The sequence below is a fragment of the Mucilaginibacter sp. P4_D1 genome (assembly GCF_056401935.1).
The window spans coordinates 48,694-71,685 of the sequence record NZ_JBFUIJ010000001.1; the positions used below are offsets into that span (position 1 = coordinate 48,694).

Sequence of the window (22,992 nt, forward strand, 5' to 3'; positions counted from 1 at the left end):
TTGGGGGGTGAATTATTTTGCGTTAGGGATGGGCGCGGATACCGGCCCGGGCGTAATGCCTGCAGGCGTATGAGCATACAGCCCGGACCGCAGGTAACGCCCCAAAGTCTATTTTCGAAATTTTTTGCTGGGATTGCGACTGGTATGAAATATAGCCATCACGGTAATCTGTTTAAGATTTTCATCGATTACGTAAACAATCAAGAACGGAAATTTTTCAGTTAATGCCTGGTGAAATTGATTATAGTCGGCCTTGTAGTGATAAGGGTTCCTGCTAATTTGATTTAGCTTTCTGCGGATGGCGGTTTCAAACACATCGCCAAGTCCCGATTGTTGCTCTTCGTACCACAAAAATGCATTTGAGAATTCTTTGGTTGCTTCCTGCCGAATTTTTAAATCATAACTCATTGATAAATTATTTTACCAATGATTGTTTTGCGATAGTCAAGGTTTCATCCCAGGTAAATGATTGGCCTAATCCGTTTTGATGGTCACTAAATCTTTTGTCCAATTCCTCTTTTTGGGCTTTGGTAAGTTCGTAACTGTCAGAGATTTCATTTTGCAACAAGGTATAAATAGCTTTTAGTTTATCATCTTCTGCCGTTTCAATATATTCATGCAATTGTTTTCTTATTTGTGATGTACGCATATATTTTACCTTTTCACAAATTTAAAATATTTCGGTGAAGTTCTATGCTATATAGACACCAGTAAATAATTTATTTAAAACAACATTCCTACCCGCAAGTTGCCATCCCGCCCCTGCTTTCCTATCTTTACTCAACAATTATGCAATCCAACTTCAACAAATACAACGATAAATTCCAATCGGCTTTAGCCGGGCTAAACCCCGAGCAATTGGCTGCCGTAAATAAAATGGATGGCCCTGTGCTGGTAGTAGCGGGGCCGGGTACAGGTAAAACGCAGATCCTGGCGGCACGTATTGGCAAAATATTAACCGATACCGATGCCCTGCCCAGCGAGATCCTGTGCCTTACCTATACCGATGCCGGGGCCGTGGCCATGCGTAAGCGCTTGTTTGAGTTTATCGGCCCGGATGCTTACCGCATCAACATATATACTTTCCATGCCTTTTGTAACGAGATTATCCAGGAAAACCTGGAGTATTTTGGCAAGCTGAACCTGGAATCACTATCTGATCTGGAATCGGCCATGCTGTTTCGCGAATTAGTAGATGAGTTTGATAACGACCATCTGCTGAAACGTTTTACCGGCGATGTGTATTACGATACCAAGCGCCTGAAAGACCTGTTTAGCACCATGAAGCGCGAGAACTGGGATGCGACGATGATCGAGGCGGCCGTGCAGGAGTATCTGGACGATATCCCCAATCGCGAACAGTTTGTGTACAAACGCGCCAACTCCAAAACCGGCATTAAGGTAGGCGACCCCAAACAAAAGGATATTGATGCCGCGCACGAACTGATGAAAAAACTGGTTGCCGCTGTACGCGAATACCAGAACTACGATGTTAAAATGAAAGCCAAAGGTCGTTATGATTATGACGACATGATCATTTGGGTACTGCGTGCTTTCCGCGATAACGAGGAGATACTGCGCAAATACCAGGAGCGTTACCAGTATATTTTGGTAGATGAGTTCCAGGATACCAGTGGGTCGCAAAATGAGTTGCTGCGCTTTTTGCTGAACTACTGGGATGTGCCCAACGTGTTTGTGGTGGGCGATGACGACCAGTCGATATTCAAGTTCCAGGGGGCCAACATGAGCAATATCCTTGATTTTGCCAGCGATTATGTGAGCACCCTTAAAACGGTGGTGCTGAAGCACAACTACCGGTCGAACCAGCACATCCTGGATATATCTAAGGCGCTGATTGATAATAACCAGGAGCGCTTAACCAAACAGCTAAAGCTGGATAAGGATTTACAGGCTTCGCACGCGCGCTTCACGGAGATGGCCGTTGAGCCGGTGATTCGTGAGTACGAGAACCCCGACCAGGAACTGGTAGACGTATCGGCACAAATAAAACAATTGATTGATAAGAGCACCGAGCCCGGCGAGATAGCCGTTATTTACCGCAACCACAGCCAGGTGGAAGAAATGATCCAATACCTGGAGGTAAAAAAAATAGCCGTAAACACCAGGCGTAAAATAGATATACTTACTCAACCGTTTGGCGAAAAGATCATCAACATTATGCGCTACCTGATGCAGGAATTGGATTCGCCTTACAGCGGTGATGAGCTGCTGTTTGAGATACTGCATTACGATTTTTTTAACATTGCACCCATAGAAATTGCCAAGGCCAGCATAGCGGTATCGCAGGAAAACTTTGCTGCCAATAGCCGCGATAAGGTTAAAACATCCATCCGTAGGTACATCAGCGAGCTGCGGCCACCTGCCCAGCCAGATCTTTTTGCGCCGGATAAGTACATGGAGATGAAGTATCTCATGAACAATATTGATGATTTGCTAAAATCGGCCGTAAATTCAACGCTACAGGCGTTTTTCCAGGATGTGATTGCCAAAATGGGTATCCTGAAATATATTATGCAGCAGCCCGATAAAGGTGGCTATATGCAAATGCTCACCAGTTTCTTCGATTTTTTAAAGGATGAAAGCCGTAAAAATCCCGATATCAAACTATCCGACCTGATTGCCACCATCGAACTGATGAAAAAGAACGGTATCCGGCTTGATTTGAACAAAGTGATCTTCAGCGATAACGGCGTTAACTTTTTAACCGCCCACGGCTCCAAAGGGCTGGAGTTTGAGCACGTTTTTTTTATTGGCTGCGACAAACGTACCTGGGACAGCAAGGGCCGCAACAGCGGCTTTAGCTTGCCAGATACCCTTACCCGCGCCGTATCTGACGATATTGCCCAAAAAGAGGAGGCCCGCCGTTTATTTTATGTGGCGGTGACCCGTGCCAAGCAATGCCTCATGATATCATACGCGGGCAAGGATAAAAAAGGGAAAGACCAGGAAGCAAGCCAGTTTATTGGCGAAATTTTGGCCAGTACCGATACACAACTGCAATACCCCAAAGTACCGGCCGATACCATGGTCGATTTTATTGCCACCCAGTTTAGCGAGGTGGAAAAACCAAAGGTGGAGCTGCTGGATAAAAACTACATTAACCAGCTACTGCAAAGCTACACGCTATCGGTAACGCATTTAAACAACTATTTGGATTGCCCGCTGCGGTTTTATTTTCAGTGTTTGATCAGGGTGCCGTCGGGCAAAAGTCCGTCGGCTACGTTTGGGCAGGCGGTACACTGGGCGCTTAACAAAACGTATCGGCTTTTGAAGGAAAACCAGGACGAGTTCCTGTCAACAGAGCAGTTCATGAACGAATTCAAATGGTACATGGCCCGTAACCGCGATTCGTTTACCAAAGATGAATACAAGCTGCGCCTGGCCTACGGCGAGAAGATATTGCCACCATATTATGAGCAAAACGTAGGCGGCTGGAACAAAATAGCCGTAACCGAAAAATCGATCAAAAACATCGAGATAAACGGCGTACCCATTAAAGGTAACCTGGATAAAATGGAGTTCGACGGTAAAAACGTTACCGTAGTTGATTATAAAACGGGCAAGGTACGGAATGCCAAAGACAAACTGCTGCGCCCCACATTTGACACCCCCATGGGTGGCGACTACTGGCGCCAGGGCGTGTTTTACAAAATATTGGTAGATCATGACCGCACCAACGACTGGGAGGTTATTGACACCATTTTTGATTTTGTAGAACCCGTAAGCGAAGGCGAATACTACCGGGAAAAATACGTGATCAGCCCGGCAGATATTGAGCTGGTAACCGAACAGATCACCGATACCTATGCCAAAATTATGGCCCACGAATTCAGCACCGGCTGCGGCAAAAAAGAGTGCGATTGGTGCCATTTTGTAAAAACAAATTTTAAACAGGCCGAGGTGGTTTTGAACGCGGTAAGCGAGGAGGAAGAGGAATAGTGGGGGGCAAAAAGCGAGGGAATGTGCGAATCCCCTCTTGAGAGGGGCGGAGGGGTGTGTTCGTCGCGCGCATAAACACACCCCTCCCATTTCACCGCCCGGCGCGCCCCCTCTCAAAAGGGGATTTTGAAAAAAATATAAAATAAAAATCATTCACCCATGAAATACATCACCATCCTCCTCCTCTTCATCACCACCATCACCTCTGCCCAAACCATCATCAAACAGGATGTGCAGATTAAGCAAATGGTTGATGAGGTATCGTCCAAAAACATTGAAGCGACCATCCGCAAACTGGTTACCTTTAAAAGCAGGCATACTTTAAGCGACACTACAAGCAAAACCACAGGCAGCGGTGCGGCAAGAAACTGGATCAAGGGCGAAATGGAAAAATACGCCTCGGAATCGGGCGGGAGGATGACCGTTGCCTTCGATACATTCACCCAGCCAAAAGGTACACGGATTGATAAGCCGGTAAAACTGAAAAACGTGCTGGCCATACTCAAAGGCGCCGACCCGACAGATACCCGCGTTTACCTAGTATCGGGCCATTATGATTCACGCATTAATGATGTGATGGATGCCAACGGGGTAGAGCCGGGCGCCAATGATGATGCATCGGGCACGGCGCTTTCTATGGAGCTGGCAAGGGTAATGGCCAAACGTTCGTTCCCGGCAACTATAATTTTTATGACTGTAGTGGGCGAGGAGCAGGGACTTTATGGCTCGACCAATGTGGCCAAACGCGCCAAAGCCGAAAATTGGAATGTAGATGCGATGCTGAACAATGATATTGTAGGCAATACCCATGGCATGGAAACCGACCTGAAAGATAACCGCAGCGTGCGGGTTTTTAGCGATGGCATCCCCACCAATGCTACCGATAAGCAGGTGGCGGCGCTAAAATCATTAGGAGGCGAAAACGACAGCCCATCGCGCGAGCTGGCACGCTATGCCAAGGAAACCGGCGAACGTTATGTTGACCAACTGGATGTAAAACTCATTTACCGCCGCGACCGCTACCTGCGCGGCGGCGATCACCTCCCGTTTTTAGAGCAGGGTTTTACCGCCGTACGCTTCACCGAAATGAACGAAGATTTTAACCGCCAGCACCAGAACATCCGCACGGAAAACGGCGTTGATTACGGCGACCTGCCAGACTTTGTAGATTTTAACTATGTACAAAAAGTAGCCCGTATGAACCTCTCGGTATTAGCCAACTTGGCATTCGCCCCGGCCCGGCCACAAAACGTAGGCATTGTAACCAGCGACCTCACCAACAAAACCAAGCTTACCTGGGAAGCGCCCGCCACCGGAAAAAAACCGGCAGGCTACTACGTACTGATGCGCGAAACCACCGGCGCCTTTTGGGAACGCAAGTTTTACGTAACCGATACAACAGCTACGTTAGCCTACTCAAAGGATAATTACTTTTTTGCGGTGCAATCGGTAGATGCGGATGGGCATGAGAGTTTGCCGGTGTTTCCGAAGCCGATACGATAAATACCAAGGAGTATGGAAATACACTATATCATAAATTCAATTATAGCGGTAATTTTCGATGGAACCTCGCTTATGGCTCCGTTGGTTATTACCATTTACCTTTTTAAATTACCCGTAGGGCAAATTGACAAACAAATTTTGGTACGGTCGATAAATATATGTCTGCTTTTAGGATCTACATTGTTTTTTACTAAGTTTTTTTGGTCGATTGGGATTTTTGTGGTGGTAGATATAATTTGCAAAATGTTGTTACCTCAATTGCTTTGGTTCAAAAAGCTTCGAAAATCAATAGGTGCTTTAATTGTTATATATGGTTCATGGGTAATTTCATATTTTATAGATATTTCGGCGATGATATTCAAACCGATTTCAATACCCTCTTCTCAAAGCGGAAGCACATGGGGCAATTACAGCTTAAGCTACTCATGGCAGGGTCTCTTAATATATATTGTGATTTTAATAGCCGTCTATTTTATTTTGAAAAGAAAATTAAGGGTTAATGCATTATCCGCGCAAGTAAAAGCTTAACTCAACCATTTTCAGGGGTAAAAAAGCAAGTGTCAATTGCACATGATTGTTTGAGTAGCTTCATTTTTTTAAAAGGGATCAATCTGTATTTTTATTAAATTAGACTTCATCTGTAACCTTTCGGGAATTATTAAAAAAACATGGAGATCCGAAATATCATAAGTTTAATTACAGGAGCTATCTTCGAAGGCACCCTCGTTATGACGCCCTTGCTTATTGTTGCTTATCTTTTTAAAATCCGGCTATTTAATATTGATAAACAAGTGTTGATACAGTCTGTCAACACCTGTTTACTTTTTGGATCGGTAATATTTTTGATATCGTTATTTGTCGAATTTTTTATGGCCTATTATTCGCAGACAGAATACGAGCAGTATGTTTTTGTTAATCGTTACACCGGCCCGTATTGGTACTTAGGATTTATAGAAATAGTCTGTAAATTATTATTGCCTCAAATGCTATGGTCTAATAACCTCCGGGGATCTATAGGCGCTTTAATTGTAATCTTCGTCTTATGGATTACTTTTAATGTGATCAGTTTTGCATTAATGTTATTTACATCACCTTCACTAATACCATCGTCGCAAAATGCGGGTACCTGGGTCAATTACCGGCTAAGCTATTCCTGGCATGATCTCTTAATTTATATCGTAATTTTAACAGTATTCTATTTTATTTTGAAACGAAAAGCGTTGAGTCAGCCTGTATCTGTCTGAGCATGATTACTGTTGTTTCACACTAACGATTTACCTTTTTACAGCGTAGCCTTCACCAATGCAAAAAAACAAAATACCCATACGCCCATTATTAGCGGTTTTAGGTTCGATACTAAGCGTTCAGGTAGGGGCAGCTATAGCTAAGGGATTGTTTCCGGCTCTCGGCGCTTCGGTAACCGCCACCTTGCGGATAGGCTTATCGGCCCTGATGTTGCTTGCCGTGAACAGGCCGGGGTTGAAAAACCTGACAAAAGTACAATGGCAAACGGTTATCCCATACGGATTATGCCTTGGGGCCATGAATTTAATTTATTACCTGGCATTATCACGCATCCCGCTGGGGATAGCGGTTACGCTTGAGTTTATGGGGCCGCTGCTGCTGGTAGTATTCAGCTCAAAACGGCTCATCGAATTTTTATGGGTATTGCTGGCAGCTGCCGGAATAGCATTGATGACCCCCTGGAACAATACCAACATTGATTTATTTGGCGCGGGTATGGCCCTGCTGGCCGGTGCCTTTTGGGCCGGGTATATTGTTTTGGGCCGCAGGGTATCGGCGGTGTTAAACGGTGGGCAGGCTGTTACCATAGGTATGTTGTTTGCATTAATTGTTACATTGCCATTTGCCTTCGCAAGTGGCGGCATGCTGAACTTTACAAGCAGCATGATTATCCCAGCCGTAGGATTGGCGTTATTTTGCAGCGCTGTTCCGTTTTCGTTAGAGATGTATGGCCTCAAATACATTCCCACCAAAACCTTCAGCATCCTCATGAGCATGGAGCCCGCTGTGGGTGCTATTTGCGGGTTAATATTTCTGAAAGAATATCTCTCGGTACAGGAATATGCCGCAGTTGTGCTGGTGGTAATCGCGAGTGTGGGAGCAACAATTGGTAACCGCGAAAATATAGGTAAAATAGCGCCCGACGTTTAACCGCCGGTACCCAAATGGCTGTAATCTGGATATTAAGAAACAGCGAAAGATTAGGCACACGTCAGGATAAATGGGCCGTTCCTGCGGAACTTTGAATAGCCGTGGCTGTCTTGTCCACGGGTTAAAACCCGTAGCTAATAGATGATCCGTCCGCTATGCCGACTCTGATACGGGATCAAAACATTTTATGATGAAATAAAAGATCTACTTTGTTTTTTGTCTTAATCCCCTACTTCGCACCCGCCGGATGTTTTAAGCTTACATTCCTCCAGGGGCGTAGCCCCGCAACATATTGTAGCCACGGGTTTCAACCCGTGGAACCCCCGCAATGAAAAGCAGAGAACCGTAGGTTCGGCACATATAAAAAACAAAAAAGGCCGTCCCTTTCGAGACAGCCTTTCTTCACAGCCAAACCGGATTACCAACCCGGATTTTGGGTTAGTTGGGGGTTTAACGTGATTTGTTGGGATGGAAGGGGGTATAAATAATTTTTTTCGCCAAATAATCGGGCGGTTTGATCCAGGATCAGGTTGCCATTGGCGTCTTTCGCGTTTGTAGGTACAGGTTTTACAGGGTCTGGGCCTAATTCTGCCTGGGTGCCAGTGTATTTATACAAAACCGGCCATGGGCTTACAAAAGCGGCAGCATTACCGTAAGCGGTGCCGCCTACGTTAGTTACCAGGTCTGTTGTGCCGCTGTGCCAGCGTTTAATATCGTCAAACCTGAAATCTTCGTCGTAAAGCTCTATCGTACGCTCTCTTCTTATTTCGGTACGCATATTCATGTTATTGGTATTCACTAACGCGTTGGTAAGCCCTGGCATGCCATTGGTAGCGTTGCAGCGCAGGCGAACAGGGTTTACAGATTTGTTAAGGTCAGCATCCGAAATTATTCCGTTTCGCTCATATACCGCTTCGGCATAGTTAAGCAATACTTCCGCGTAGCGGATTACCGGGTAATCTTCCGACTCCTTACCATCAACCAATTGCCTTTCCGATATCCATTTTTGGTTGCCGTAACCGTAAGGTTTCGCCGGCCCCAGCGAGTTAGACCTGTCGGCCGCATCGCCGGTCCAGTTAACACGACCGTTTATGCTGTACCAGTAATACTGGTAAGTAATTTTAATGGTGTATTTTAAACGGTTATCGCGGTTCTGGAATTCTGATAAATAGGTTTGGAAACCGCCAAATTGTGGCGATTTTTCAACCGGTAGCCCATCGTTACATAAAAACATATTTACAAATTTTTGCGCTACACCGGTTGCCATGGTGCTGCGGCTCACAAATACGTTAGCCGGCTTCAGCACATCATCGTACCGGGTAGAAAGGATGTATTCATGGTTAGTAGTTTTGGTTATGCCCGCCGGGTTTGATTTGATGTTTTCAAGTATGAATAAATATTTCAGGCAGGAGTCGCCCAGTACGGTGCTGTTACCGCCAAGCGCATTTGAAGCCGCCGTGCCGAACAATGCATACTGGTTACTGGCCATTACGGCGGCGCTTGCCGCTATTGATTTATCAAGCAAGGCATTATACCGCGCTGCATCGCCCGACCTGAATTTTTGCCACGTACCTTCATAAAGTGCAACACGACTTAAAAATGCCTGTGCTGCCATCTGGGTTACACGGCCAAAGTCTGCCGAGTTGGCCGATAGTGAAACCGGCAGGGCTGGTATGGCCGCCTGCAGGTCGGCTATAATCAAATCGGCTACCTGGTCGCGGGTGGCCCTGGCACCAAACAACTCCGGCGACGTAAGGTCAAGCGGCTTGGTAATCAGGGGCACACCACCATATTGCTGTAAAAGATCAAAATAGGTATAGGCGCGGAAGAATTTGGCTTCGGCCACATATTGAGCTATTTCTGCCGGCCTTGGGTAAGATACCGCCTTATCCAGTAGGTAATTGGCAGCCCTTATCCTGCCGTAATCAACCGTCCAGTTTCCGGCATTGCCAAAACTTGCTTCGGTAACCGGTACAATGTTGGTACCCGAGCCATAAACGCCGCCACCACCAAACAGGTCCGATCGTCCGTCGGAATGTGGGTTGTCAGACAAGCCGTTAATGGTGGTAAAGTTTTTAAGATAACCGTAATACTGGTTGGCAAAAGTTTTATAATCTGTTGGTGTTTTAAAGTAGGCCGCATCTGATAGTTGGTCAAGCGGCTTTAAGTTGAGCGTTTTATTACATGACATTATAGTAAAGCCAAAGGCAACCCCTATAACCAACATGAACTTGATATATTTCGTCTTCATTTGATATCGTTTTTTAAATTAAAAAGTCACGTTTACGCCAAGAGTGAGGTAGCGGTAAAATGGGTATCTTTCGTTGCCGGCCACTGTCCTGGTAACTTCAGGGTCCCAGCCGTCATGTATATAGGTTTTTTCCCATAGGTCGCTGCCTGAAAAGTAAACCCGCAGGCCTTTTATGGCATGTGTGTGTGCCAGCAGGCTTTTAGGTATGGTGTAACCAAGCACTACGTTTTTAAGCCGTACATAAGCGCCGTTTTGCACACGCCAGGTTGATGGCTGGTAATTATAGTTGTTGATACCATTGTTTTGTGCCGAATGCAGGTTTGGATAATAAGCATCCGGATTTTCGGGCGACCAAACATTGCCCAGGTACGATGTTGTTTGACCCTGGAAAATAGATAGGAAAGGCACGCTGAAGTTTGCTGACGACCCGGTACGCAACACGGCCCGTTTGCCAACTCCCTGGAAAATGGAGTAAAAATCGAAACCGTTCCACTGTAAACCAAGGTTAAGGCCGTAACTGTATCTTGGGTTATCCGATCCCAGGTAAACAAGATCGCCTTTATCGGCGGTAGTGCCTCCTATACTCAGTTTACCATCGCCATTAACATCCACAAACTTATTATCGCCCGGGCGCAGGCCGCTCATCTGGCCGGCAGGGTTGGCAAGTGCCGATGGTATAGGAAGGCCTATATTGTTGGTGCTTCCGGTAGGTGCGTATTGTGCGTTATAGGCATCAACTTCGGCCTGGGTTTGAAGCTTGCCTCCATATTTTAAACCGAAATACGATCCAAGGGGATACCCTTCAACGGTGGCGTTATAACCCGGCCCAATAACATTTGCCCCGCCAAAATGAACCAGCTTGTTTTGGTTATCGGTAATTGTACCGCTAATGGAGTACGTTAACTTGCCGATGTTTGACCGCCAGGTAAGGCTGCCTTCATACCCCCAGGTATGTAACGTGCCGATGTTTTGTGTTGGTGCGCTGGCGCCAAGTACCCCCGGATACAGTTGGTTAAGCAGCATGTTATTGTTTTGGTTCCGGTAGATGTCAAATGAGCCCGAAAGGTGGTCGTTTAAAATGCCGAAATCTAATGCCAGGTTCTTTTTAACTACGGTTTCCCAGGTCCGGTTAAGCGAAACCAGGCTGCCGGTAGTAGTTACAGATGTTGCCAGGTTATTGCCCAATAACGCGCCGCCGGTATTTACGTTAAGCGACTGCAGGTAATCGTACAAGCCGATGCCGCTTTGGCTGCCGGTGGTTCCGTAACTTGCCCGCAGTTTAAGGGTTGAGAAGATGTTAAGGTTTTTAACAAATGATTCTTCGGATATAAGCCATGAACCCAACACCGAACCAAATATTTTCCACCGTTTATCAGCAATAAATTTTGACGAGCCATCATAACGGCCCTGCACCTCCAGGTTATATTTGCTGTTGTAAGTATAAGTTGCCCGGCCGAAATATGATCCCAGTGCATAATGGTTCTGAGTTTCGCCATTGGTTACAAAACCGGCGGTGCCGCTGGTAACGCCGGTTCCTAACGATGGGATATCATCGCTGCCCAGGTTATAGGTGCGGGTGGTAAAATAATTGTACTCGTCGCGCTCATATGAACTGCCCAGCATTACACCAACCGCATGAACCTTGTTAAATACGTTATCGTACGATACCCTGCCGGCCAGGTTATAATAAGGCTCGGTAATATTGCTGCGGTTGTAAAACGTATTGCTGCCGCCGTTGCCGCCGTTTATCGGGTTAGTTTGTATTAACAGGTTACCGGCATAGTTGTAAAACTGCACCTGCTTTTGCTGTATCCTGCTATCCTGGTACCATACATGGTAGCCGGTTACTGCTGTAAATGTAAGGTGTTGGGCAAAATTGTAGGTAAAGGTTGAATTAAGCAAAGCCCTGCTGTTCGATTCCTTATTATCGCCACCATATTTAAGCAATGCAGGGGCGCTGTAAACCGTTCCCCAGGCATAAGGCTGCCCTTTTGAAGTAAACGCGGGCAGGCCTGGCTGGCCGTAGTTGCTCAGTGCGCTGTAACCACCGTAGCTGTATAGCGTAGGTTGTTGTATATTATTTCTTTCAAGGGATATATTGGTTTCCAGGTTTACCCTGTCGCTAAATTTGTAGCTATGGTTTAAACGGAGGTTATAACGCTGGTTTCCATTAAGGCCCCATTTTAACTGGCTGCCGTCGTTAAGGTAACCTAAAGACACCCGGTAGCCGCCGCGGTCGCCCGAGCCCGAAAAACTGAGATCCTGTTGGGTTGATGTGGCGTTTCCCCACAACATTTTTTGCATGTTGGTATCAAAAAAGGTAAAGTCCTTAACATCGCCAAATGAAGGCAGCGGCGTGCCATTATATAAAACCCCATTGGCCGAACCGGCATAGCCTGGCAATTTGGTAATATCGATATAAAGAGAATCAGGCGGATGGGTGGCCAGGTCGGCCAGTTGGTACCAAAGATAGCTGGTTGGGGCTACGCCATAGTTATCGTTGGTTAAGGCTTCTTTTAAACTTTGGCCCCACTGCCGGTTATTGATCAAAATAGGCTGAAGACCAAGCCTTTTTTGGGATATGGTAGACAGGTACTGTACATCCATTTTACCCGATTTGGCTTTCTTGGTGGTGATAAGCACTACGCCAAAGGCCGCGCGTGCACCGTAAATGGATGCAGCTGCATCTTTCAGGAAAGATATATTGTCAATATCATTCGGGTTGATGGAGTTTAGCTCGGCATTGTTAACCAGCGCTACCCCATCCAGCACAATAAGCGGATCCTGTGTGTTGGTAGATGTGGCCCCGCGGATCTGGAAGTTCCAGTTTTCGCGGCCGGGCTGGGCAGATGTGCGGGTAACCACAACACCGGGAACCTGGCCCTGTAATGATTCGAGCGGGTTATTGATAGGCCCCCTGTCCTGGAAAACCTTCGAGGATACGCTGGCAACCGCTCCTGAAACGGTAGCCCGTTTTTGTTGGCCATAGCCTACCACGACCACCTCTTCCAGGCCTTTGTTTGATGGCTCCAGTTTGATGATCATCGGCTTATCAAAATCGGCGGCTACCGTAACCGATGTATAGCCAATGCTTTTGAACTGCAGCGAAGCATTTGCTGCAACGGTAATTTTAAAAGTACCGTTCAGATCGGCCGCCACCCCGTTTGATGTACCTACGGCCAGCACAGTGGCCCCTATAACCGCCTCGCCGGTGCTGGCGTCGAGAATTTTACCGGTAACGGCCTTGTTTTGGGCCGATGCTGTTACCGCGCAGGCAATTAACAGAAGTACAGCAAACAGCCGTAGTATCCGGGGTTTTGTTTGGTAAAAAACATTCATAAAGTGTTGGTTTTAATGTTCATAATTTTAATTTGTATTGGGTTTCAGTTGTTTAATTATTGGTTTATTTTTAGTGCCCCGGGCAGGTAATTAGTATGGTAAAGACATTAAAAGAGGAACGGGATACTCATTTTTGGGGGACTTTTTTTAATTGTATTGAACGGGAGGTGGAGGTGTGTGTGCGCTCTCGCGAGGTTAGCATAGCGTAACTCGTGAGCAACCTGGTGTAAGCTTCCGGCTTACGTATCCATATCCGCTTAGCGTGGGGCAGCTGAAAGCTGCAAACATGGTACCCACGAGCTGCAAGCTCGCGGGAGCGGGGCGGTTTTTAAAACATGCAAATCAAAAGCCCTCTCCTTTGGAGAGGGTTGGGTGAGGCTCTTTTTTTTACTAAGTTTGTATTATGTATTTCTTTAGAAAAAAAGATCCCAACAGGCCTACCAGTTTTAACCTGCGGGCCATGCATATTATCAATGCAATTGCCATAATTATGTTTTTAGCGGGCATCATCTACAAGCTGATACAAGTGTTCATACTTAAAAAATGATGGAAATAATAAACACCAATAACGCGCCTGCACCTATCGGGCCGTACAGCCAGGCAACTGTTGCCGGTAATTTTGTATTTGTATCCGGCCAGATACCCCTTAACCCCGCCACCGGCGAGCTTGTTACCAGCGGTATTAAAGATGAGGCCGTTTTAGTAATGGAAAACATTAAAGCCATTTTAACCGAAGCAGGCATCGGCTTTGCCAACGTGGTAAAAACCAGCATATTTTTAACAGATCTGGGTAATTTTGGCCAGGTGAACGAAGTATACGGTACCTATTTTACATCAAACTTCCCTGCCCGCGAAACGGTACAGGTATCTGCATTGCCAAAAGGCGTTAATGTAGAGATATCGGTTATTGCGGTAAAATAAGAGCCTCACCCAGGCCCTCTCCAAAGGAGAGGGAGGAGCGACTATATGTCATTGCGAGGAACGAAGCAATCGCGAACTATGCACATCCGCCCTGAAAAGCAGGAGATTGCTTCGTTCCTCGCAATGACATAATCCTTTGTGATGGAGAGATACTAAGGATAACGATTATAACACATGGTTTAACAAACACGCAAATCAAAAGTCCTCTCCTTTGGAGAGGATTTAGGTGAGGCCTATGGATCCTTTTCAAACACCACTTACATATTTAAAAGGCGCGGGCCAAACCCGGGCCGAGGTGTTGAAAAAAGAATTGGCTATTGCCACTTTTGAAGACCTGCTACGCCATTTCCCCTTCCGGTATATCGACCGGACCAAATTTTACAAGGTAAAAGATATTAACCCCGACTTGCCTTACGTGCAGGTTTTGGCCCGTGTTATCAGCAAGCAAATTGTTGGCGAAAAGCACACTAAGCGCCTGGTTGTACAAACCCGTGATGATACTGGTACGCTTGAGCTGGTTTGGTTTAAAGGCATCAACTGGATTGATAAAACCATTGTGCCGGGCACCGTATATATTGTATTTGGCAAGGCGGGCTCCTTTAACGGGCAAGCCCAAATGGCGCATCCCGAAATGGAAATTTATTCGCCTGCCAATATGCAGCGGCAGGGTAACGCCACCTTGCAGCCTGTATACAACTCTACCGAAAAGCTTAAGCAGTTTCAGTTGGATAGCAAAGGCATCCAAAAGCTAACGGCTGCCTTACTGGGCCTGCACGCCAAGGATATTAAAGAAAATTTGCCGCTGTACATTATCCAGCACTTTAAACTGCTGGGCAGGGCCGATGCATACCGCAATATCCATTTTCCGGCCGATGCCAATTTGCTGAACGAGGCTTTGCACCGGCTTAAGTTTGAGGAATTGTTTTTGCTGCAGCTTAAGCTCCTGCGCAATAAAATGCTGCATACTCAAAAGTTTAAGGGGAACGTATTCGGTACCGTGGGCCATTATTTTAATGATTTTTATCACCATAAATTACCGTTTCAGCTTACCACGCCGCAAAAGCGGGTGTTAAAAGAGATAAGGCAGGATACCCAACGCGGTGTGCAAATGAACCGCCTGCTGCAGGGCGATGTAGGCAGCGGCAAAACCGTTGTTGCCCTGATGGCCATGCTGATTGCTGTTGATAACGGCTTCCAGACCTGTATTATGGCACCCACCGAAATATTGGCCAGCCAGCATTACCAAACCATCAGCAGTTTGGTTGGCGATGGGTTTATCGAGGTGGCCTTGCTAACCGGATCAACCAAACAAAAAGACCGCAGGGTGCTACACCAGAAACTCGAAAGCGGCGAAATGAAGATACTGATTGGCACGCACGCCCTGATAGAAGATAAAGTGCAATTTAAAAACCTGGGCTTTGTGGTTATTGATGAGCAGCACCGTTTTGGGGTAGAGCAGCGGGCCAGGCTTTGGCGAAAGAACGTTGTGCCACCCCACATCCTGGTGATGACGGCAACACCCATCCCCCGCACCCTGGCCATGACGCTGTACGGCGATCTGGATGTATCGGTAATTGATGAGTTGCCCGCCGGCCGTAAGCCTATCCAAACACTGCACTTTTTTGATAACCAGCGCCTGCGGGTGTTTGGTTTTATGAAAAAGGAAATTGCCCTGGGCCGGCAAATTTATATTGTATACCCGCTGATTAAGGAAAACGAGAAGCTCGACCTTAAAAACCTGGAAGAAGGCATCGAAATTATCTCGCGCGAGTTTCCATTGCCCGACTATAGGATCAGCATTGTTCATGGCAAATTAAAACCAGCCGATAAGGAATTTGAGATGCAGCGCTTCATTAAGGGGCAAACACAAATTATGGTGGCCACCACGGTGATAGAGGTTGGTGTTAACGTGCCCAATGCCTCGGTAATGATCATTGAAAATGCCGAGCGTTTTGGCCTGTCGCAACTGCACCAGCTGCGCGGCAGGGTAGGACGCGGGGCCGAGCAATCGTATTGTATTTTAATGAGCAGCCACAAGCTGAGCCACGATGGAAAAATTCGCCTGGATACCATGGTGAAAACCAATAACGGTTTCGAGATTTCGGAGATCGACCTGCAACTGCGCGGCCCCGGCAACCTGGACGGTACCCAGCAAAGCGGCGTGCTCGACCTGAAGGTTGCCAACCTGGCTACCGACCAAGAGCTGTTGTTTAAGGCCCGCAAAACGGTAGAGCAGATCTTCGCCAAAGACCCCCAACTGGCCCTGCCTGAAAACCAGGTGCTGCACCATGCCTTCGAAACAAAAAATGCCGGTTTAAGCTGGGATAAAATTTCCTGAGGCTTTCATTATTGCCGCAAAATATTAAATTTGTTTCCGACTGACTTTACTTTAAAATAAACTTGTGAAAAGTTGAAACTTTTTGCTCAAAATTTGAAGTTTATTGCGCATTATTTACCATCCTATTAACAATTTTTGATGAAAAAAACATTTACCCTATTATGCGCCGCCATGCTGTCGGCCACCTTTGTCCACGCCCAGCAGGACTCCCTCATGATCCGCAAAATTTACGACGAAGCCCTTGTAAACGGCAAAAGTTATGAAAGCCTGCGCTACCTGTGCAAAAATATAGGCCAGCGTATCAGTGGCTCGGCCAACGCCCAAAAAGCGGTGGAGTGGAGCAAGAAACTCATGGAAAGCTACGGCTTCGATAAGGTTTATTTACAGGAAGTTATGGTGCCCCACTGGGTGCGCGGAGGCAAAGAAATAGCCTTTATTATTGATGGTAAAAACCGTATCCCGGTGCCTATTGCCGCCCTGGGCATGACAGTTGCTACCCCGAAAGAAGGAATAACTGCCAATGTTATTGAAGTACAGAGCCTTAAAGAACTGGAAGCCCTTGGCGAGGCGGCTATTAAAGGCAAAATAGTATTCTTCAACCGCCCGTTCGACCCCCGGTTTATTGAAACCGGCCGTGCTTACGGAACGGCTGGCGATCAGCGCTTTATGGGCCCAGCCGCCGCTGCCAAATATGGCGCGGTAGGCGTTATCGTCCGCTCATTGACCGAGTCGCTGGATGATTACCCCCACACCGGTGCAACGTTGGTTGATAAGGATGGCAAAAATATCCCGGCCGCGGCAATCTCCACCAAAGCGGCTAACAAGCTGAGCGCCATGCTTAAAATGCGTAAATTCCCGGCAGCCAAATTCTATTTTAAACAAAGCTGCCAGTTATTGCCCGATGTGTTGTCGTATAATGTGGTTGGCGAACTAACTGGTACAGAGCATCCTAATAAGTTCATCACCGTAGGTGGTCACCTTGATTCATGGGATTTGGCCGAAGGTGCACATGACGATGGTACCGGTGTAATGCAATCGGCCGAAGTGCTGCGTGTGCTTAAGGTGGTAGGCTATCGCCCTAAAAATTCGATTCGTGCCGTATTTTTCATGAACGAAGAAAATGGTGATAAAGGAGGTATTAAATACGCCGAACTTGCTGCCCAAAATAAGGAAGAACACATTGCCGCCATTGAAACAGACGAAGGCGGATTTACACCGCGCGGTTTCAGCTTTTCGGATGTATCTAAAGATTTTATAGCTAAAGTGAACAGCAACTGGAAAGCCCTGCTTGAGCCATATGAAGTTGATCAATTAACTATCGGCGGTGCCGGTGCAGACATTGAACCAATGAAAAAAACGGTACCTGGTGTAGTGTTAATCGGCTTCAGGCCCGATTCACAGCGGTATTTTGATATTCACCACACACCCAACGATGTTTTTGAAAACGTAAACAAACGCGAACTCGAATTAGGCGATGCCGGTATGGCAGCACTTATTTACCTGATCGATCAGCACGGGTTTTGATAGATGTGCAGATTTCAAATTTCAGATGTGCAGATGATGAATTGTTAGTGAATTAATTTTTTCCGCCGCCTGTGTCATCACAGGCGGCTTTTTTGCATTAAGGATAGGAGCGGATACCGGCCAAATGTGGCTAAGGCCTGTGCAGTATAAGCGCATAGCCTGACCCGAGGAACGAGGGTAATGCCCATATATAAATTTTGAAGATAAGGTGATGTTTCTGGTATGGTATGCGGGCAATCATGCGGTTTTTAGGTAAATAGTGTGCACATCTACTATTTGCGCATCAAAAAAATCCTGAAAATTCTGTTAAATCCTGAAAATCGTGTTGTAAATTTGCGCTTCATCTAAAACAACCCTGTGACTGAAGAAGGCGATAGTACACCCCAGAAAATAGATTCCTTTGCAGCATTGCGATATAAAGACTTCAGGTCATACATCGGCATGCGCTTTTGTTTCACCTTTGCATATTCAATGCAGGCCGTGGTTATTGGCTTTTACATGTACCAGATTACCCATAGTGCTTTTGCATTGGGTTTAATTGGCTTGTGCGAGGCTATTCCGGCTATAAGCATTGCCCTGTACGGAGGCTATATTGCCGATAAATCGGAGAAGCGCAAAATGCTCTTGCTGATATTTAGCGGCGTTATACTTACATCACTGGTGATGTTTACGGTTACGCTTAAAAGCATGAGCGGCATTATTCATGTAGGATGGATTATTCCGATAATTTATGTGATGATATTTTGTAATGGCATTGCCCGCGCATTTTACGGCCCGGCTACTTTTACTATTTACGCGCATAGCATCCCTAAGGAAGTATACCCTAATGGCAGTACCTGGAGCAGCTCGAGCTGGCAGGTAGCGTCAATCATTGGCCCGGCTGCGGGAGGATTGATTTACGGTTATTCGGATAAGTTTTTTGGTATAAGTGGCATCACCGCAACATTTGGCTGTATTATATTTTTCCTGGTTGTATCGTTGGTGTTGGTTGCGCTGTTGCGAAAGTATCCGCCTGTATTTGTACCGAAGGAAAATATCTGGAAAAGCCTTTCGGCAGGAATTGAATTTGTATTCGGGAATAAAATGATGATCGGCGCCATGAGTCTTGATCTGTTCTCGGTATTTTTTGGTGGTGCTGTGGCTTTGCTGCCGGTTTTTGCCAACGAGATTTTGAAAGTAGGGGCCGAGGGATTGGGCATTATGCGGGCAACATCGTCATTAGGCGCGGTGTTAACCATGTTGGTAATGACCCGGTTTTCGCCCATGGGTAAGCCATGGCGTAATTTGCTGATAGCTGTAACCGGTTTTGGGCTTTCAATTATATGCTTTGGTTTGTCTAAAAGCTTCTACTTATCGTTGTTTTTTATATTTACCGAAGGCGCGTTTGACAGCGTTAGCGTAATTATCCGTGGCACAATTATGCAGTTGTTAACGCCCGATCATATGCGTGGCCGGGTATCGGCGGTAAACCAGATGTTTATAGGTTCATCAAACGAAATTGGCGCTTTTGAATCGGGTACGGCGGCCCGGTTATTGGGTACCGTGCCCTCTGTGCTTTTTGGCGGTAGTATGACGATGCTTATTGTGGGGATAACCTATTTGAAAACCAAAAGGCTAGTGCCACTGTCACTAAGCCAAATTCAACCGCCCGAAGTTGCGGAGGAAGAAATTGTTAAATCATAATAAAGCCTTCCCTTTAAGGGGTGATGGTCTTTATCCTAACACGCTATCCACCCAGGCCTTTCCCCAGTGCTCCACTTCATCGGCACTCCAGAGGGATGGGTAAAAAATACGTTTCTGAAAGCGCGGAGGCAGGTATTTTTGCCAGTTGGTACCGCCGGTGGCTTTTATTTCTTCAGGTTCGCGGTTAAGGTAGCGCACGGCCGATTTGTAGTGCGATAACGGCCAGTTTACGTTTACATTTACATCCAGCTGACGTAATTCGGCTTTTAATTCAGGTGTAAGCTGGCCTTCGGCCTCAAATTTTAAAGCCAGCGTGTTAAAATTATAGCCAACATTTGCCTTACCCAGCTCAATGAATGTTTTGGCGTACTTTTTTTCGAACTGTTTAAGCGTCAGGGTTTTTTTACCGGTTGATAGTTCGGTGGCGCCAAACTTCCAGTACAGGTATTCAAATTGCTCGTCAATTGTGGCGGTACGCAGCTCTTCACGTTTATCCTTAGCTACCAGGTTAATAAAATCGGTGGCGTATATCTCTATCATCCTGTACTGGCCAGATTGAAAACCACTGGCCGGCAGTAGCGACATCCTGAACTTCAGGAACTGTTCTTTTTCCATCCCATCAACCATAATCTCAAATGATTGGGTTAGCGCACCAAAATATCTGTTAATGCGCTTTAAACGTGCCGTAAAAAAATCAACAGTTAGGGGTTGGGCGGCAGCTATCTGTTGGCACTCATGCAATGCCAGCTTAAAATATAATTCGGTTATCTGGTGATAGATGATAAAGATCTCTTCGTCGGGAAAGGGCGTTTTAGGGCTTTGCAGGCTCAATAATGTATCCAGATGGATGTAATCCCAGTAGGTTAAAAAATCGGCGTATAACAATCCGTCAAGATAGGAGTTCATATCCTGGCCCATGGCCTCGTATTTTTCCTGTAACTGCGCCAGGCGCCCTTCAATTTCTGGAGAGAATTGCATAATCAAAGGTAACAAAAATGAGATGAGGTTAAACAAGGCAATGCAAAACCGAAAATTAAAACATTTTTTGATACGGGCTGTCTTATGTCTGAATCAGAATTTACAGAATTAAGGGATTCTCAGAATGCCAATACTAAGCTCTCATCCTGTTCATTCTCAAATTCTGTAAATTCTGATTCAGACAACCTTAAACATCATGAAAATCAGTAAAATATTAATAGGCATTGATGATAGCACTTATGCGCATAATGCTGCAGCGTATGGGTTTGATATTGCACACACTTATAATGCCGCGGTGGGCCTGGTACATATTATCGAGCCGACTGTTTTTCCATCAGACCCTAACGATAGCTTAGGGGGGATGCCAATGGGAACCATTGGCATCGATCAGGCTGAGTTAATTGATATACAATCAAAGCAATCTTTATCATTAATTGAAAGTATTAAAAAAGAATATGCGGGTGAGCTTGAGGTTACCTCGTTTACCGATTTTAATATTACCGCCGATGGTATTCTTGGCTGCGCTAAACAATTTAATGCCGACCTGATTGTATTAGGTACGCATAGCCGCACGGGGCTTGATCGTTTCCTTATGGGCAGCGTAGCCGAAAACGTTGTCAGGCATTCAACTATCCCGGTATTGGTTGTGCCGTTTATCGCTTAGTGAGGTTCGGGGTTCGGGTGGTGAGGTGTGTGAAACTTTAAATCCGGAGCGCAGGTCAATACCCGAACCCCGCAACCCGATCCTCGCAACACTAATAAAGCAGTCTGAATTTTATGGTATGCTCAATCGCCTTTAACTCGTTGAGTACCTGGGTATCGTAGCCTGTATTAACGTCGGTAATTACATACCCTATTTGTGGGTTGGTAACCAAGAATTCGCCAACAATATTGATGTTGTGGCGGGCAAATACATCGTTTATTTTAGCCAGGATGCCGGGCACATTTTTGTGGATGTGGATTAAACGGTGTGCATTGTTAACCCTTGGAGGCTGTAAATCGGGAAAATTGCAGCTGGTATGCGTTTTGCCCTCGTTCATGAAAGCCAATACCCTTTTTGGCAAAAAATCGTTGTTGTGTGGGTTATGTCTCGGGTCGTCAAATATAATAATGCCATTTTCGGTGGCTGTTTCGGCAAGTTTGTTACTGCATTTGCCAAAAATACCTATCACTTTTAACCGGCCGGAATTTTGTACCTGCTCGGGCGTTGGCTGGTGGTCTTCATCGCAAAATAAAACACCGGCTTCTTCTAAATATTTATCTTCAATCTCATCCCGGTTACGGATGTTGTAACCCTCTTTTTTCATTTGGGCCTGTGCCTCTTCATCAATTGCGCCAACTACCAGGCATTTAATGCGGTTTTTGGGATATGATATGGCCCGTGGCAATTTATTCAGGTACAGGAATTCATCAAAGCTTGGGGTAACGTGGTCGGCCTTTTCGGTTACAGATTTACGTTCAATGTTTTCGGTAAAAGCATAAAACTTCTTGATCATGCCCGATTCCTTCAACTGGAAATCGGAGTAGCCATCGCCTATGCCGTAAATATCGCCGGGTAACTGCAACTCTTTAAGCAATTTAACCTTGCCACCCTCTTGCGACAGGGGGTTGGTACGGTCATATCCTATAATATTACCTTCGTCGTCAAACTCGAAAGTATTGGCGTAAATGTTTTCTTTTTTAATATGATACTCGGTAACTACAGGCGTAATAAACTCTTTAAAACCGCCGGATACGATCAAAACCTCGTCCTGGTGATTTTTAAAAAAGATGGTGTTACGCGAGAATGAGGTAGATACCTTTTTCTTAAGGTGGCTGATGAGTTGCTTTAAATGATCGCGGTTGGCACATAATAATTTAACCCGGGCTTCTAAACTTTGGGTAAAGGATAACCTGCCTTCCATCGAGGCATTGGTTAAATCTTCTATCTGTTTGTAAATACCCTCACGATCGGGATGATTTTTGAGGGATATGCGGGCCAGTTCGTCAAGGGCCTCAACCTGTGTAAAAGTGCTGTCGAAATCAATAATAAAGTACTGCTCCATCTTGGGTGCAAATGTGCGAATTTTTTTGGTTCATTAGTTCATTGGTTTATTAGTTCATTAGTCATATATTGTGGCATTATTAAATTAGATTATATGGAATTATTATCTCCATCAACAGCACTGGCACTTTGGACTACAGTCAGTGCGGCAATTTTCATTGTAATTATTGGGGTAGTTGTATGGGTGGTTTTAAAGCTGATCAAGGCTTATGGAAAAAAACATAGTATCAAAAAAATATAACCTGATCAACTTATTCTAGCCCAATCAACCACTCA

The 22,992-nt window shown here is 45.8% G+C and carries 17 protein-coding genes; 11 read left to right on the forward strand and 6 right to left on the reverse strand.

Translation table 11 applies throughout. The features are described 5' to 3' along the window. Positions 1–108 precede the first annotated feature (108 nt). Together AC1DV1_RS00225 and AC1DV1_RS00230 are read right to left on the reverse strand one after the other, a co-directional pair. On the reverse strand, positions 109–408 hold the full coding sequence (locus AC1DV1_RS00225) for a type II toxin-antitoxin system RelE/ParE family toxin (RefSeq protein ID WP_477353633.1): 300 nt from the start codon (positions 406–408) through the stop codon (positions 109–111). Between the two features lie 7 nt (positions 409–415). Further along, a complete protein-coding gene (locus AC1DV1_RS00230; protein ID WP_477353635.1) occupies positions 416–649 on the reverse strand; it encodes an addiction module protein in 234 nt (77 codons plus the stop codon). 140 nt (positions 650–789) lie between these two features. Between AC1DV1_RS00230 and AC1DV1_RS00235 the strand changes: the two genes are divergently transcribed. The 4 genes from AC1DV1_RS00235 to AC1DV1_RS00250 all read left to right on the forward strand — a co-directional run bounded on the left by AC1DV1_RS00235 (position 790) and on the right by AC1DV1_RS00250 (position 7,638). Beyond that, positions 790–3,960, forward strand: a complete 3,171-nt coding sequence (locus AC1DV1_RS00235) for an ATP-dependent helicase (RefSeq protein WP_477353637.1) — start codon at positions 790–792, stop codon at positions 3,958–3,960. Between the two features lie 159 nt (positions 3,961–4,119). After that, entirely contained in the window at positions 4,120–5,463 is a 1,344-nt protein-coding gene (locus AC1DV1_RS00240) for a M28 family peptidase (protein WP_477353639.1), read from the forward strand. Between the two features lie 12 nt (positions 5,464–5,475). After that, positions 5,476–5,991 carry a hypothetical protein gene (locus AC1DV1_RS00245; protein ID WP_477353641.1) on the forward strand — a complete coding sequence of 172 codons (516 nt, stop codon included), beginning with the start codon at positions 5,476–5,478 and terminating at the stop codon, positions 5,989–5,991. 774 nt (positions 5,992–6,765) lie between these two features. Further along, complete coding sequence (locus AC1DV1_RS00250; RefSeq protein WP_477353643.1) at positions 6,766–7,638, forward strand: EamA family transporter; 873 nt, start codon at positions 6,766–6,768, stop codon at positions 7,636–7,638. 418 nt (positions 7,639–8,056) lie between these two features. Here the strand turns inward: AC1DV1_RS00250 and AC1DV1_RS00255 are convergent, their stop codons facing one another. Together AC1DV1_RS00255 and AC1DV1_RS00260 are read right to left on the reverse strand one after the other, a co-directional pair. Further along, positions 8,057–9,889, reverse strand: coding sequence for a RagB/SusD family nutrient uptake outer membrane protein (locus AC1DV1_RS00255; RefSeq protein WP_477353646.1), 1,833 nt, complete (start codon positions 9,887–9,889; stop codon positions 8,057–8,059). A gap of 18 nt (positions 9,890–9,907) precedes the next feature. Further along, positions 9,908–13,228 (reverse strand): SusC/RagA family TonB-linked outer membrane protein, encoded by a 3,321-nt coding sequence (locus AC1DV1_RS00260; RefSeq protein WP_477353648.1) that lies wholly within the window; start codon positions 13,226–13,228, stop codon positions 9,908–9,910. Between the two features lie 403 nt (positions 13,229–13,631). Here AC1DV1_RS00260 and AC1DV1_RS00265 point away from each other — a divergent pair, with 403 nt between their 5' ends. The 5 genes from AC1DV1_RS00265 to AC1DV1_RS00285 all read left to right on the forward strand — a co-directional run bounded on the left by AC1DV1_RS00265 (position 13,632) and on the right by AC1DV1_RS00285 (position 19,694). Further along, positions 13,632–13,775 (forward strand): DUF6728 family protein, encoded by a 144-nt coding sequence (locus tag AC1DV1_RS00265; RefSeq protein ID WP_477353650.1) that lies wholly within the window; start codon positions 13,632–13,634, stop codon positions 13,773–13,775. Continuing rightward, a complete protein-coding gene (locus AC1DV1_RS00270) occupies positions 13,772–14,149 on the forward strand; it encodes a RidA family protein (RefSeq protein ID WP_439695777.1) in 378 nt (125 codons plus the stop codon). The genes AC1DV1_RS00265 and AC1DV1_RS00270 overlap by 4 nt, the downstream gene beginning before the upstream one ends. A 235-nt stretch (positions 14,150–14,384) precedes the next feature. Next, positions 14,385–16,487: an ATP-dependent DNA helicase RecG gene (recG, locus tag AC1DV1_RS00275; protein WP_477353652.1), complete on the forward strand. Its 2,103-nt coding sequence runs from the start codon at positions 14,385–14,387 to the stop codon at positions 16,485–16,487. A 138-nt stretch (positions 16,488–16,625) separates the two neighbouring features. Then, the gene (locus AC1DV1_RS00280; protein ID WP_477353654.1) at positions 16,626–18,011 is read left to right on the forward strand and encodes a M20/M25/M40 family metallo-hydrolase; all 1,386 of its coding nucleotides are present in this window, start codon (positions 16,626–16,628) and stop codon (positions 18,009–18,011) included. 357 nt (positions 18,012–18,368) lie between these two features. Continuing rightward, positions 18,369–19,694, forward strand: a complete 1,326-nt coding sequence (locus AC1DV1_RS00285) for an MFS transporter (protein WP_477353656.1) — start codon at positions 18,369–18,371, stop codon at positions 19,692–19,694. Between the two features lie 30 nt (positions 19,695–19,724). Here the strand turns inward: AC1DV1_RS00285 and AC1DV1_RS00290 are convergent, their stop codons facing one another. Beyond that, positions 19,725–20,672, reverse strand: a complete 948-nt coding sequence (locus AC1DV1_RS00290; protein WP_477353658.1) for a tryptophan 2,3-dioxygenase family protein — start codon at positions 20,670–20,672, stop codon at positions 19,725–19,727. Positions 20,673–20,868: 196 nt separating this feature from the next. On the opposite strand from AC1DV1_RS00290, the gene AC1DV1_RS00295 reads away from it, so the two are divergent. Continuing rightward, the gene (locus tag AC1DV1_RS00295) at positions 20,869–21,336 is read left to right on the forward strand and encodes a universal stress protein (RefSeq protein ID WP_477353660.1); all 468 of its coding nucleotides are present in this window, start codon (positions 20,869–20,871) and stop codon (positions 21,334–21,336) included. A gap of 91 nt (positions 21,337–21,427) precedes the next feature. Here the strand turns inward: AC1DV1_RS00295 and AC1DV1_RS00300 are convergent, their stop codons facing one another. Then, complete coding sequence (locus AC1DV1_RS00300) at positions 21,428–22,717, reverse strand: HAD-IB family phosphatase (RefSeq protein ID WP_477353662.1); 1,290 nt, start codon at positions 22,715–22,717, stop codon at positions 21,428–21,430. Between the two features lie 93 nt (positions 22,718–22,810). Between AC1DV1_RS00300 and AC1DV1_RS00305 the strand changes: the two genes are divergently transcribed. Further along, positions 22,811–22,957: a hypothetical protein gene (locus AC1DV1_RS00305; protein WP_477353664.1), complete on the forward strand. Its 147-nt coding sequence runs from the start codon at positions 22,811–22,813 to the stop codon at positions 22,955–22,957. Positions 22,958–22,992 lie beyond the last annotated feature (35 nt).